The 14,596-nt window shown below is 71.6% G+C and carries 8 protein-coding genes; 3 read left to right on the top strand and 5 right to left on the bottom strand.

All coding sequences use genetic code 11. The features are described from left to right. Window positions 1-85: 85 nt before the first annotated feature. Both AC1RIF_RS20030 and AC1RIF_RS20025 read right to left on the bottom strand, forming a co-directional pair. Window positions 86-922, bottom strand: coding sequence for a serine hydrolase (locus tag AC1RIF_RS20030; RefSeq protein WP_492603149.1), 837 nt, complete (start codon window positions 920-922; stop codon window positions 86-88). Window positions 923-975: 53 nt separating this feature from the next. Next, on the bottom strand, window positions 976-1,872 hold the full coding sequence (locus AC1RIF_RS20025) for a LysR family transcriptional regulator (RefSeq protein WP_492603108.1): 897 nt from the start codon (window positions 1,870-1,872) through the stop codon (window positions 976-978). Between the two features lie 122 nt (window positions 1,873-1,994). Between AC1RIF_RS20025 and AC1RIF_RS20020 the strand changes: the two genes are divergently transcribed. Next, window positions 1,995-3,800: a penicillin-binding transpeptidase domain-containing protein gene (locus AC1RIF_RS20020; protein ID WP_492603107.1), complete on the top strand. Its 1,806-nt coding sequence runs from the start codon at window positions 1,995-1,997 to the stop codon at window positions 3,798-3,800. Here the strand turns inward: AC1RIF_RS20020 and AC1RIF_RS20015 are convergent. From AC1RIF_RS20015 to AC1RIF_RS20005, 3 genes are all read right to left on the bottom strand, one after another. After that, window positions 3,784-5,292, bottom strand: coding sequence for a dynamin family protein (locus AC1RIF_RS20015; protein WP_492603148.1), 1,509 nt, complete (start codon window positions 5,290-5,292; stop codon window positions 3,784-3,786). The two genes, AC1RIF_RS20020 and AC1RIF_RS20015, sit on opposite strands and share 17 nt — an antisense overlap. Window positions 5,293-5,345: 53 nt before the next feature. After that, window positions 5,346-7,235, bottom strand: a complete 1,890-nt coding sequence (locus tag AC1RIF_RS20010; protein ID WP_492603106.1) for a dynamin family protein — start codon at window positions 7,233-7,235, stop codon at window positions 5,346-5,348. A 148-nt stretch (window positions 7,236-7,383) separates the two neighbouring features. Next, on the bottom strand, window positions 7,384-9,978 hold the full coding sequence (locus AC1RIF_RS20005; RefSeq protein ID WP_492603105.1) for an IniB N-terminal domain-containing protein: 2,595 nt from the start codon (window positions 9,976-9,978) through the stop codon (window positions 7,384-7,386). Between the two features lie 352 nt (window positions 9,979-10,330). Between AC1RIF_RS20005 and AC1RIF_RS20000 the strand changes: the two genes are divergently transcribed. Together AC1RIF_RS20000 and AC1RIF_RS19995 are read left to right on the top strand one after the other, a co-directional pair. Next, on the top strand, window positions 10,331-12,037 hold the full coding sequence (locus tag AC1RIF_RS20000) for an Hsp70 family protein (protein WP_492603104.1): 1,707 nt from the start codon (window positions 10,331-10,333) through the stop codon (window positions 12,035-12,037). Between the two features lie 3 nt (window positions 12,038-12,040). Then, window positions 12,041-14,551 (top strand): LuxR C-terminal-related transcriptional regulator, encoded by a 2,511-nt coding sequence (locus AC1RIF_RS19995; RefSeq protein WP_492603103.1) that lies wholly within the window; start codon window positions 12,041-12,043, stop codon window positions 14,549-14,551. Window positions 14,552-14,596: the final 45 nt, after the last annotated feature.

The following is a 14,596-nucleotide window of genomic DNA, read 5'->3' as shown; positions in this document are numbered from 1 at the left end:
GATCCTCGTGACGCCGGAGCACCGACGCCTCCTTCGAGTATTGCCGAGACTCACAGGCACTGCACGGAACCGACAGGCGGCCGGATCAGCTCAACCGCCGCAGGTCCGCGATCGCAGTGCGCGCGGCGAGACCGATCGCGGCATCAGCCCTGGGCAACAGCGCATCCGCGCGCGCAGCCCGGGTGAAGACCGCGACCGCGAACGCATCGCCGTCGGGGAACTCGATCACCCCCACCTCGTTGCGGATCGCACCGAGCGTTCCGGTCTTCCCGGCGACGACAACGTCCGCGAACGGGAAACCCGAGCGCAATCGCGCGGTGAACACCTGGCTCGACATCACGGCGCGGACGAACGCCGTCTGCTCCGCGGAGAGGATCGCGCCGGTCCATACCGTCGACAGCAACGCCGTCATGTCCCGCGCTGTGGTCGCGCTCGACAGCACCGGGTCGTAACCGCTCGGGAACACGACGGTGTCGTTGTCACCGATTCGGGCGAACGCCTCGGCGGGCGACCGCGTCCCCGTGTCCGCCACGAGTGATTCCAGGATGTCCGCGGTACCACCGACGATCCGCGTCGACGACAACCCCAGGCCGCGCACAGTCTCGTTCACCCGGTCCACGCCCACCCGCCGGAGCAGTTCGTCGGCGGCGGCGTTGTCGGACACGGACATCATCGACCGCGCCATGTCGCGCAGCGACATGCCCACCGGGTCCGACATCTGCGAGACGCCGGTCGGGCCGGTGGTACGGGTTGCGGGATCGAGGGTCACCTGTTCGCGCGGGTCGAGGTCCCCGGCGTCGACGAGGCGGCAGAACGTGACGAGGACCGGCAGTTTGTACACCGACGCCATGACCACCGGTCGGTCCGCCGAGACCCCGACCTCCACATCGGCGTGTCCGCCCGACACCGGGATCGCGTGCATGCATCCGCGCACCGCGGCATCCGCGAACACGTCCGACAGTCGGGCCGCTCCCGTCACGACGTCACCTGCCCGTCCGCCGCGTAGCCGGCGATCCGCGCGGCCATCGCGTCGAGCACCCGGTCCGGCACGTCGGCCGACGCCGACCGCAGGCACCGCAGGCGCAAACGGATCGCGTCGTCGCCCGGCCGGACCCGGCCGACCCCGGGCGCCGACAGCGTGCGGTCGGCGGTGAGGGCGAACGCCTGGCCGGCGGCCACCAACGCCAGTGCCCAGCGGTCGTCGGGCGCGTTGACGACGTCGAGATCGGTCCCGACCCGGGCGAACGCGTCGCCCAGCAGGTCGTACGCGGCCGGACCGTCCGAGCGGGGCGGCGAGGCGAACCGCAGGCCGGTCAGACGGGACAGTCCGCACGGGTCCTGCGCTGCCGCCGGGTGCGACGCGGGCACCAGCAGCGTCAGCGGCAGCGGCACCACGCCGGTGCCGGTGAGCGGATCCACCAGGGCAGGATGCTCGATGACCCCGAGATCGATTGCACCAGAACTCAATTGGTCGACGAGGTCGGCACTCGGGGCGATGCTCACCTCGACACGCCCCGACTCTGCGACCGATCGGACCGTCGTCGCGAGGTCCGCAACCAGTGCGGTCGGCACCTTCGGCATCACGCCGACACGGAGCGTGCGGTCCTGCGCTCGCCGCCGGCGCGCGGTGTCGATGAACCGCCCGGCCTGCCGGACCAGGTCGATCGCGTCCGGCAGCAACGCCTGGCCACTCGCGGTGAGGACAACGCCCTTCGATCCCCGGTGGAACAGTGTGACACCGAGTTCACGCTCGAGCTTCTTCACGCCCTGACTCAGCGGCGGCTGGGTCATCCCGAGGCGCGCGGCAGCGCGGCCGAAGTGTTGTTCCTCGGCCACGGCGATGAAGAATTCGAGGTGCAGCAGCAGGTTCACGGCAGTCCTGAACTGGCCTTATATGCATGAAGTATCGATCCCACATCGATAGCATATTGGACTCACCGCCGTCCTCGGTGCTTCGCTCCCAATCGACATCCAGTCGAACGAGCGGAGTGATGATGGCCGTCGGGACGAAGCCGGACATGTGGAAGCGCGGAGCACTGGCGCTCGCGGCGGCACTGACGCTCACGTCGTGCGGCGTGCTGGGAGGTCCCGACTCCGGAGAGAAGGTGGCACGCGAGTTCATCGACGCCCTCGGCAGCGGGGACGTCGCGGCCGCCGCATCGCTCACCGACGATCCCGACGCCGCGAGCGACGTGCTGCGCCGTACCTTCGACGGGTTGGGCGACGGCGCCGAGGCCCGGTTCACCGTCGAACGCGCCGACGACTCACGGTTCACCTACCGGTCGGACTGGGATTTCGGTGGCGGGCGGGCATGGAGTTACACGACGGCGGTGCCGTTGACGAACACCGACGGCACCCGCCGGGTGTCGTGGTCCGCCGCCGTGGTCAACGAACGACTCCAGCCCGGCCAGGCCCTGCGGTACACGCCGGTCGCCGATACCCGGGCCGTCCTCGACGCCAACGGCATGGCGCTGCTGGAGCCGCAGACAGTCACGGTGGTCGATATCGAATCGAGCACGCTGTCAACGGATCCTGCGGTGCGGACGCAACTGGCGCAGCTGTTGGCGCGAACAGTGCCGGGGTTCGAACTCACCCCGCCCAACTCCGGCTCGGCGGCGAAACCCGGTGAGCGGGTGAACGTGGTGAGCCTACGGCAGGAGGACGCCGGGCCGATTCGCGCCGAGCTCGAGAAAGTCCCCGGCATCCGTCTCTCCGAACAGCTGCGACTGCTCACCGTCGACCGGGATCTGACGTCGCCGGTGGTCGCCGGGCTGCGGGCGACGTGGGAAGCACGCCAGCAGGATTCGGCAGGATGGCGCGTGCAGGCCGTCGAGCCCGACGGCAACGTCGCCGGCACCCTGACCGGCGGCGACCCACCGGGCGGCACGGCGCTGCGCACGACACTGGATCCCAGCATCCAGCACCTCGCCCAGCAGGCCGTGAACACCGAGCCCCGAGCGTCCGCGCTGGTCGCGCTCGATTCCACGACCGGCCAGGTGCTGGCGGTCGCGCAGAACCCGGCCGCCGACACGTCCGGCCCCATCGCGCTCACCGGCCTGTATCCGCCGGGCTCGACATTCAAGACCGTCACCACGATGGCGGCGTTGCAGAGCGGCACGGTGAACGCGGACAGCACCGTCGACTGCCCGGGCACCGCGAACATCGAGGGGCGCGTCATCCCCAACGAGAACGAATTCGATCTGGGTCGCGTTCCGCTGCACTCTGCGTTCGCGCACTCGTGCAACACGACGATGGGCCGACTCGCCGTCGGCCTGCCCGCCGACGCGCTCCGGGAGCAGGCACGCGAGTTCGGGCTGGGCATCGACTACATGACACCGGGGCTGACGACCGTCACCGGTTCGGTGCCGTCTGCGCAGACGCCCGCGCAGCGCGTCGAGGCCGCGATCGGCCAGGGCGAGGCCCTGGCGAGCCCGTTCGGGATGGCGATGGTCGCGGCGGCGATCGCCGGAGGCCGAGCCCCACTGCCCCAGCTGATCGGCGGGGAGCCCGCGACCGCCGACCACACACCGGAGCCACTGAACCCCGACCACGTGCGGGACCTGAAAGCGATGATGGCCGAGACGGTGCGCAGCGGCACCGCCACGAGCCTGTCCGACATCTCCGGGCTCATGGGCAAGACCGGGACCGCCGAGTTCGGCGACGGCACGCACGCCCACGGATGGTTCGTCGGAATCCGCGGCAACGTCGCGTTCGCGGTGCTGGTGGTCTCGGGCGAGAGTTCCGGGCCCGCACTCGACATCGCCGGGGAGTTCCTGCGTCCGGTCAGCGACGCGGAGTAGACGCGACCGGCGCCACACGCACCGACCCGGCGTCGATGTCGAGCCGCATCGCCCCGCCGAAACCACCGGCGCCGCCGGTGCCGCCCAGTTCGGTCAGTACCCCTTCCGCACTGCGGGCGGCGACCTGGCAGGCGCGGGCGGTGAACTGGTCGACCAGCGGATGCGCCGCCCGCTCGCGCCACTTGCGCACCGCGGCGAGCGACACGACACGCGCCTCCTCGATCGAGGCGTCGGCCGGCAACCCCAGCCGCTGCGCGGCATCGATGCCGAACCCGCCGATGAGCCGCTGCAGTTCGGTCAGGTCGTCACTCGGCAGACCGGTCTCGGTGCCGCGGAGCCTCCCGAGCATCCGCAGTTCCTGGAAGCCGTGCACGTCCGCGAGCAGCCGTCCGGCCTCGTCGAGCAGTCTCGGGGTCTGCGCGGTGGGATGCGCCTCGAGGACCCGCTCGAGCGCGACGAGCGCGGAGTGCGTCTTGAGTTGATCGGCCCGCTGGCCGAACTGCACGTCGAGCACCTGCCGCAGGTCGTCGAGTCCGCTGCGCGCCACCAGTTCGGCCGCGAGACTGGGCGAATCCCGCACCCCGAGCCGGACGAGCATCACCGCGAGCCGAATCCCGAACAGCCCGAACCGGTCCGCGAGCTGACGGCGCATCGCCGGGTCCACGGGCAGCGGGGCATCGTCGCGGACGAACCGGTCGGCGGACAGCATCGCCAACTGCAGGTCCTCCCCCGGCACCTGTGCCAGCGCCTCGAACGCCGCGAACTCGCTCTGCCGCAACGTGCGAGCGCCCAGGGCCAGTAGTCCCGCCACCGGGACCACCGCCTGGCACAGGCCGGTGAGCTCGAGTTCCGACGTGAACCGCGCCGCCATCTCCTCGGCGGAGTGCATCGCGTCGGCCCGGCCCGCCCCCACCTCGTCGGCGCGCGAGACCACCCCGACCACCCCGAGCGGCCCGGACTCGCCGCCCACGTGCGCTCCGATCCGGCCCAGGAACTGGACGTCCGACGCACTGAGGCTGCGCAACAGGTACACCACCGCGTCGGCCCCGGACACCGCGTTCTCGGGGGTCAACATCTCGAGGGTGCGGGCGGAGACGTCCTTCGACAGCGACGACGTGCCGGGGGTGTCGATGATGGTGGTCTGCGCCAACGCACTGGCCGGCCACTCCACGTCGAGGCGGTCGACGCGGGCCGCGGTGAGGTCACCGAGGTCGAACGTCAGGCGTCCCGCGTGGCGTTGCACGGCCACGTTCGCGGATTCGCCGCCGTCGTAGCGGGCGGTGACCGTCGGGGTCGTGCCGCCGCGGTACCACGTGACGACGCGCGTGCACTCGGTCGCATCGGTCGGGGCGATGTCCTGTCCGACGAACGCGTTGAGCAGCGTGGACTTGCCGGCCTTCACGGAACCGGCGAGTGCGACCCGCAGCGGCTGTTCCAGCCGGGATGCGCACTCGCTCAACTGCGCCCGCGCGTCGGGGTTGTCGGCATACATCTCGCGCGCCGACACGATCAGGGCGCGCGCCCGCTCGAACGCGGTCGACGCCGTCACGCCGGCACCTCCTCGTCCGCACCGGCGCCGACGGGAAGCAGCTGTGCCGCACGTTCCTTCAGCTCGCCGAGGACCTGCATCTGCCGCTCCACCTCGGCGGCCCGGCCGGCACGCTCGGTCGACTCGACGGTGGCCGCGTCCTGCGCCGCGCGCAACGAGTCGCCGAGCGACCGGAGCGTCTGCTCCGCGATCGCCGTGAAGTGGTCGCGCAGCAACCGCTGGATCAACCTGAGCCGATCCTTCGACTCCTTGCCCACCTGGAAGCTGACGTCGTCGGTGAAGCGCCGGATCGCCACCTTCGCGTCGCCTCGGCGTTTGACCACCCGGGCATCACGGTCGTCACGATATGCCTTGGTGCCGAGCAGGACTCCCGCACCCACCGAGATAGGGTTGAGCAGTGTCATCCCCATCAGCGTCGTGACGAGACCGAACATCAGGACGCCACCGTACGACCCGCGCATCCCGACGAGGACCTTCTGGGTGAGGCCGATCCGGCCCGACTCGAGGTCCGACAGCGCGACCACCGGTTCGAGCACACCGTCGAGGTCGGCGACGTCCAGCTGCGGCATCTCCACCGAACCCGCGTCCGCGAAGTGTTCGGCCACCACCTCCGCGAGCCACAGTGCCCGGTCGTGCGCCCACACGAAGTTGTCGCCCACCGACTGCGCGATCTGCTCCTCGAGCCACTCCCCCAGCTCGTCCCACTCCTTGCCGGGGTCGCCCTCGTCGACGGCACGCTCGGCCTCGCGGGTCACCTGTCGCAGCCGGTCCCGCAGATCGTGGTCGATGTCCGACGCCAGATCCGCGATGCCGTCGGCGAGGGTCTGCTGCCACCGTGACGTCTTCTTGTGCAGCTCCTCGGTGGCCGTCTTCGCCCGCTGCAGTTCGGCCACCGCGGCCGCGCCCTTCTCCGGATCACGCAGCGCGGCAAGCTCACTGCCGAGAGCAAGCATGAGGTGTTCGACCACCGAGTGGACATCGTGGGACACCGCACGACGCAACCCGCCCTCGGCGTGCTCGATCACCCGGCCCCGCAGGAACGCGTAGAGGGCGTCGAACCCGGACTCGTCGTGCAGGGACCGGTCGTCGAGCCGCAGGGCGTGCGAACGCAACACCGACGAGATCGGCAGCAACGGGACGTCGAGACCGGCCCGCTGCAGGTGCCCCTCGTCGGCCTCGACGATCCGCCGCCAGTGCGGATACAGATCCGTCTTCGTGATCAGGCACGCGACCGCGGGACACAGCCCGGTCACCTGACGCAGGAACGCGAGTTCCGGCTCGGTGAACTCCTGGCTGGCATCGGAGAGGACGAGAACCGCGTCGGCGGCGGGCAGCAGTCCCAGAGTGGCTGCCGCGTGTGGATTTCCGTGCCCACCGACGCCGGGGGTGTCGACGAACACCAGACCGTCCGCCAGCATCGGGCTCGGTACATTGACCTCGAGCCGCAGCACCTCGCGCCCCTCCGCGCGCGGGGTCGACGGGCTCACCGAATCCAGTTCCGCGAGTGGAACGTCCACCCGGCGTGGCTCACCACCAGGTTCCGCCACGAGAAGCTCGGCGAAGGCACTCTCGGAGTTCTGCACCACCGTCGGTACCGCGGTGGTCTCGTCGTCCCCCACCGAGCACACCGCGAGGTTGAGCAGCGAGTTGACGAACTGGCTCTTGCCCTGCTTGAGCTGTCCCACCACCACGACACGGAACCGGGGATCGACCACCCGCGTGCGCACCAGGTCCAGACGATCCACCAGATCCGTCCGGCCCGCGGCCGCCGCGACCGCGGCGGTCCGATCCAGCAGGGCCGTGAGGGCGGACTCGTGTGCCGGCACCGCGCGGTTCCGCGTCGGCGACGTCGCCGATTCGGTCGTGTCCGAGGTCGCGCTGTCCATGGGTTTCGCTGCCCCGCTTCTGTGTTCCGACCTCCGCCCGCACCGCAGTGCACGCGCTGACTGATCCGCCGCTCCGCTGGATACGAACCGGGGCCCCGTTCGCATTAGCGCGTACGGGGCCCCGTTCGTTACAGGTCGTGTCCTGAGGTCACGGCAGCAGATCGTCACCGAGATCGATGTGCGCGGGTGCCGGATCGGCCACGGAACCCAGCTGGCCCGCCGCCTCGACGACGCCGTTCGCGAACAGTCCGGCGTCCGAGTGGGCGGAGCCGAACGCGTCGGTGTCGATCGACGACCACGCATTGCCCGTCACCACCTCGGACAGTCCACCGGTGAGGCTGCCGGTCGCGTCCAACGCGCCCTGCAGGGCCTCGTCGAAGCCGGTCGCGAGAGTGCCCGCGATGTCGGCCGCGCCGCCGAGACCCGCACCGAGTCCGCCGTCGACGGTCCCGCTCGAACCGAAACCGCCACCGATCTGCCCGACGGCGCCGAGATCCGCACCGACTTGCTCGCCCAGGTCCGCTACCGAACCGAGCGCACCCGACAGGCTCGCGCCCAGGTCGGCGCCTAGGCCCGCACCGAGACCGGCGCCGAGGTCCGCGCCCAGATCCCCGGTCGAGCCGAGGCCGGCGCCGAGATCACCCGTGGAGCCGAGCGCACCGCCCAGCCCGCCGCCGGCGCCGAGAGCCGCGTCGAGGGCGGCACCCAGGTCGACGCCGGCCGAACTTCCGGCACCCGCCAGGCCCTCCAGCGCACCGCCGAGCTGCGCGCCGAACCCGCCGTCACCGGCCAGGATGCCGCCGAGATCCAGGGAACCACCGGCGTCGAGACCACCGCCGAGCAGCCCGCCCAGTGCCGCACCGAGATCGGCGCCCGCCGAGCCACCGACACCGAACGCGCCCTCGAGCAGTCCCCCGAGGTCCGCCTCGGCACCGATCTCCAGGCTGCCACCGAGCGCCAGCGCGCTGTTGATCGCGGTCCCGAGCGCCGCGGTGAGCGCGCCGTCCACCTCGAGCGCGCCGCCCAGGGCTCCGCTGATCGCCGCACCCAGGTCGCCGCCCGATCCGATCAGACTGCCGAGGTCGATGCCACCACCGAGTCCACCGTCGAGGGCCCCGCCGATCGCGGCGCCCAGATCGGCGCCGATCGAACCACCCGCGCCGAGAGCCGACTCGAGCGCGCCGCTCAGAGCGGCCGTCAACTCTGCACCGAGATTGCCACCGAGTTCGACGCCCAGGCTGCCACCCACCGACAGCGCGGACTCGAGTGCGCCGCCGAGGGCAACGCCGAGCTCCCCGCCTGCACCGAGCGCGCCACCGAGGGCGGTGCCCAGGCTGCCACCCAGCTCCAGCAGACCGTCGAGGCCTGCACCCAGCTGCCCACCGATTCCACCGGCCGCCTCGACCGCACCACCCAGCAGGCCGCCGAACGCCGCACCCAGGGCACCACCGAGGTCACCGCCGATCCCGAAGGCGCCCTCGAGCGCCGCCGTCAGGCTGCCGCCGGCATCGAGCAGACCACCGAGGTCCACGCTGCCGGCATCGAGCAGACCACCGAGGTCCACGCTGCCGGCACCGGCGAGCGCGGCGCCCAGCGCGGCACCGAGGTCCGCGGTCAGCGCGCCGTCCACGCCCAGCGATCCGCCGATCAGGCTGCCGAGCGACGCACCGAGGTCGAGGAAGCTGTCGAGGTTCAGCGCGCTCGCGATGTCCAACGCGCCGCCGAGTTCCAGCGCCCCTCCCAGGGCCGCGCCCAGGTCGCCACCGACGGATCCGCCGATCGACAGGGCCGATTCGAGCAGTCCGCTCAGCGCCGCACCCACCTGGCCGGCGATGTCACCGCCCAGTGCGCCGCCCAGGCTGCCGCCGAGCGACAGCGCCGCCCCGAGCGCGCTCTCGAAGCCGGCACCGAGCCCCCCACCGAGCTCGGCACCGGCCTCTATTACCGCGCCGAAGAGTCCGCCGAGAGCGGCACCCAGCTCCCCACCGAGCTCACCGCCGATCGCGAAAGCACTCTCCAGCGCGGCGCTCAACCCGCCGTCCACCGACAGGAGTCCACCGAGGTCGAGGCTGGTCACGCCCTCGAGCGCTGCCCCCAGCGCCGTACCGAGGTCGGTCACCAGCGACCCGTTCACATCCACCACGCCACCGAGCGCCCCGTTCAGAGCGGCCGCCAGCGCACCCCCCAGATCCAGCGAGCCACCGAAGTCCGCCAGGCTGCCGAGGTCCAGACCGCCGTTCAGACCGCCACCGAGCCCCACGGCAGCTTCCAGCGCGGCACCGAGGGCGGCACCGAGCTGCGCGCCGATCGACCCGCCGACCGCCAGCGCCGCACTCAGCGCCGCAGCCAGATCGCCGCCGAGGTCGAGGCCACCCGCGATCCCGCCGTCCAGGCCACCGCCGACCACGGCACCGAGCCCGAGGCCCGCTCCGGCGCCGAGACCGAGTCCCGCGCCACCGCCGAGGCCCAGGCCACCGCCCAGGCCGAGGCCGCCGCCGGCGGCTGCACCGAGAGAGCCCGCCGCACCGGTTCCCGCAGCCAGGATCGCGCCCAGATCAGCGCCCGCACTGCCGAACAGACCGGACTCGGCCGCCATCGGAGCGACGGCGACGATGTCGGCATGACACACGTCGCCGAGTCCCGCCGCACTGAGCGCGGCCTGCGGGTTCGCGCAGTACGCGGCGGCGGCGTCCTCATCGCGGAGCAGACGGAGGATGAAATCGAGAACTGCGTTGCTGGCCATGAGGAAACTCCTGACGGTCGGTAGGCCGGCCACCGCGGTTCCGGAACGGACACTGCGGCGAGATTGGTCAACACGCTACGAATCCGGGAGGCGAACGGGAACGGGGCACATCCCCCCGAACGCGGACAGGGGGATCAGGACAGCTCGCCTTAGGGGATTGTCGACGATTAGGGGGATCGCCCCCGACCTGGGGCGGGAATACGGGCTTCGCGTAACGATCGACGCACCGGTGCCGACAATCGCCATACCACCGGCGGTGCCGCAACCCGCCCCTGACGTATGGGAGAAGCGCATGGGCGCCGTGCTCGGAGTTGCTGTCGGAACGACCAATTCGGGTACAGCATTCATGACGATGGACGGATCGCCCACCTATGAGACGGATGCCGTCACGTCGTCACGCCCGACGATCCTGCACCTGTCGCAGGACGGGACGGCGGTGTTCCCGGAGCCGGGTGAAGACGTCGGGCAAGCCGCACTGTCGGGTTTCGTCGAGCGGGTCGGTGACCCGGTCGGGCTGCTCGACGACGCCGGGCGCATCCATGCCGGAGCGGATCTGTTCGCCTCCGCGGTGGCCTGTCTGGCGGATTCGGCGACGTCCGCGACGGTGGTCGTCACCCATCCGACGGCGTGGAGCAGATACACCGTCCGCGCCCTCGAGACGGCGCTCGCTCGGGCGGGGCTGTCCCCGGCCGGGCTGGTCACGGAAGCCACGGCCTGCGTGCGATGGCTCGAATCGTCGCGCGGTGACCTCGACGACGGCGTGGTCGTCGTCTACGACCTCGGCGCCTCCGGACTGGATGTCACGGTGGTGCGCACCGGCTCCGAGTCGGCGATCCTCGGCAAGCCGCTCCGCTCGGAAGACTTCGGCGGCGCGCACTTCGACCAGTTGATCACCCGCTACGTGCTCGATGCGATCGCGGACAAGGTGGGCGATCTCGACCCCTTCGATCCTGCGACCACCGCAGCCCTGTCGGTGCTGCGCGCCGACTGCGCCGCAGCCAAGGAACGGTTGTCCACCGACACCGAGACGGCCATCCCGGTCGCCCTGCCCGGCGTGACGACCGACGTCCGACTCGTGCGGTCCGAACTCGAGGACCTGATCCGCCGCCCCGTGTCGAGTTCGGTCGAGTTGATCCGGGAGGCGCTGCGATCGGCCGAGATCGAGATCGCCGACGTCACCCATGTCCTGCTCGCCGGCGGGGGCGGCTCGATCCCCCTGGTGGCGGAACTGGTGTCGTCCGAACTGGGACTCACCGTTGTCGCCGCGCCGACTCCCGCGCTCACCGCGGCGATCGGTGCCGCGCAACTGGCGACCGACGCCCCGGCATCGAACCCCGCCGGTCCGACCCCGGTGGAGCACGACGGCATCGCCGCCGACGGCGTCTTCCGCGCCCCCGTCACGGCCAGCTTCCCGTCGCGATTGCACGCCTCCCCCAACCGATCGAGCACCCGGCGCCGCCTCGCGATCGTCGCGTCGGCGGTAGCCGCGGTGGGCATCCTCACCGCGGGCGGCCTGTCGATCGGCACGGCCATGAGCACGGCGCCTGCGCCGGCAACGGTATCCACTCCGGGCGCACCGGTGTCGACGCCGGACGGGGGCACCCTGACGGCGGACGGAGTGACGAGCGGCGGAACCGCATCGGAGATGTCGGCTGTCAACGTCGTCGGCGGCGGAAGCGGAACGGCGACAACGGCAACCGCAGGGGCGAATCGGAGTGGCGGGAGCGGCGGGAGCGGCGGCGTCACCGGCGGGCAGCCCGCCGCCGCATCCTCGGCCCCTGGCGCCCCCGCGACGACACCGGGAACCGCCGCCTCGGAGAACCCCGCTACCGGGGCAGCCGCAGCTCCGACCGTCGACGCGCCCCCCGCTCCCGGATTCGCCCTCCCGAATCCCGGAATCAATGCCCCCACCCCCGGCGAGGTGGGTGACGGATTTGCCAAGGCCGCCAACGGAATCGGCCAGGGACTCGGCGCTGCCGTGACCGGCATCGGAACCGGGGTGGGCGGCATCGTCGGGGCGGTCGTCGACCCGTTGACCGGCGCACTGATCGGAAAGTAGTCGATGCGGACCGCGCAGGCCGTCGAATCGGCGTCGGACGACCTCGTCCGGGGTGTCCCCGGCGCCCGCGAGTTCCTCGAGGCCGTCGACGCGACTCCCGGCTGCGTGCTGCTGCGAGGAAACTCCGGCAGCGGCAAGTCACTCCTCCTCGCGGCGGCCCGCAGACTGTTGGACGCCCGCGGCGACGACGTGCACTCCACCGTGGGCACAGCTGAAATCAACAGCGGTGCACTGATACTGGACGGCGTTCACCTGCTACCCGACGACGAGCGCACCGCCCTGGTCGAGCTCGTGCGACGTGGGGACCGCACCGTCGTCGTGGCGACCGAACCGCGACCCCACGACCCGATCCTGCACGCACTCGTCACCGCCGCCCAGTCCCTCGGCACGGTGGTCGACCTGCGCGCGCTGACCAGCACCGAGATCGTCGAACGCGCCCGACGACGAGGCATCTCGCCGACCCCGACGCTCGCGTCGACACTCCACGAGTCGACGGGCGGCGTACTCGCGGGCGTCGATGCCGGCCTGTCCGCCGCGGCAACCACTCCGGGCGACGACGACATCGTCCGCGCCGCAGCAGTATCGCAACTGCTGACCGCCCTGCGGCACCTCGATGCCGAGATGCTCGCCGCACTCGCACTGTGCTCGTACGGTTCCGGCATCGACGCGAGCGACATCAGTACTGCACTCGACGTCGATCCGCACCGGGGGCAGGATCTCGCCGACCGAATCCGGGCGAGCGCCTTCGCCACCCGAGCCGGCTCGGTACTCCCCTCGGTGCGCCCACACATCGCCGTCGCGACCGGTGTCACCCGGGTCCGCGACCTTCAACAACGCCTACTCGCGACCAGACTCGATGCCGGGACACTCGACACGGAGACCGCCCTGGCCCTCGTGGATGCGGGACTGGAGGATCCGCGACTGGCCGAATTCGTGTGCGCCTGCGCGGACGCGGCGGAGCCGACAGCGGCGGCCGACCTGTACACCGCCGCTGTCCGGGCCGGCGCCGACCCCGACCGGCTCGCCGTCCGTCACTGCGAGGTCAGCGCCCTGAGCGGCGATCTGGACACCGCGGAACGGATCGCGGACTCGCTACTCACCCGAACCGGCTCCCTGGATTCAACGGAACTCATCGCTGCAGTTCGCATCTCCGCAAGTGTGGCCGCCTATCGAGGTGCGGTCGACCGCAGCGCCGACCTCTACGAATGGCTGGGCCCGACACGGGCCGGTGTCGACACCCCAGTGTCCGCGACGATGCTCCTCGCGGCCGGACGGCCCGACGCGGCCGCCGCCGCCCTCGCCGTCGGACCACAGGGCCCGCCCACATCGGGAGCCGCAGGCATCGCCCTGGTCGCGGAGGGACTCGCACAATCCATCGCGGGTTCCGGTGCGGTCGCGATGAACTCGCTGACGCGCGCGATGTCACTCCTGTCGACCAGCGCGCACACCCGGCTGCTGCCGGACAGTGCGACCGCGGTCACCGCACTGCTGTGCCTGCATTCCGGCGAACTCGCGCACGCGGAATCCGTACTCGGTCTGGCCCTCGAATCCGATCCACCGGGCAGCGTCACCCAACTCCGGCACCGCGTGCTGGCCGCCTGGACGGCGATGGTCGGCGGCGACCTCGCCGGGGCCGCAGCGCTCGTCGACGCGCTGCCCGCCGACCGCCCCCTGCATCACCGGGAAGCCTTGTTCGTCCACGGCCTCCGGGTGGGACTCGCCCGACGGCACGGCGATCTCGGTGCGCTGCAACGCCAGTGGGCGCAGGCCCAACCCGTCGTCGCGGGATACTCGGTGGACCTGTTCAGTCTCCTTCCACTCGGCGAACTCTGGCTCGCGGCGGTGCGGCTCGGCGACGAGCAACGGATCACGCAACTCGTCGGACAGGCGCAGGCGTTGCTGGCGCGCCTGGGCGAGCCCGCCCTGTGGGGGGCCTCGTTGCACTGGTACGGCGTGCAGGCCGCCATCCTCGGCGAGAACCCGGCGAAGCTGCTGCCACACGCGCGTGCCCTCGCCGCGTCGGCCGAGGTGAGTTCGTACGCCGCGGGACTCGCGGCAGCGGGTCGCGTCTGGCTCCGCGTGCTCCGGGAGGAGGCGGAGGCGCCGGAGGTCGAGGCTGCGGCGCGGGCGCTCGAGCGAATCGGGCTGCCGTGGGACGGTGCCCGACTGGCCGGGGAAGCCGCACTACGGGTCTCGGACACCCGGGGCGCGACGACCCTGCTGCAGGTGGCCCGTTCGCTCAGGGATGCGACGGCAGCGCAACCCGCCGGCGCCGAGCCCAGCACGCCCGAGCCCGCGGCCGGCACACTCACCGATCGCGAAGCCGACGTCGCCGAACTGCTACTGCTGGGACTGACCCACCGCGAGATCGGCGCGCGCCTCTACATCGCCCCCAAGACTGTGGAACATCACGTGGCGCGGATCCGGCGGCGGCTCGGCGCCCAGTCCCGATCGGAACTGCTGTCGATGTTGCGCGCCCTCGGCCACGGCTCCGCCGAGTCGTCGGGATCGTGAACTTCGGGACTTTGTTCCCGGGCGCCCCCACCGCACCTTGCCCTA

The organism is Prescottella sp. GW823-FHT02E09 (assembly GCF_058797375.1).
Note: the sequence above shows the minus strand (reverse complement) of the source record. Positions and strands in the feature narration are given on the sequence as shown.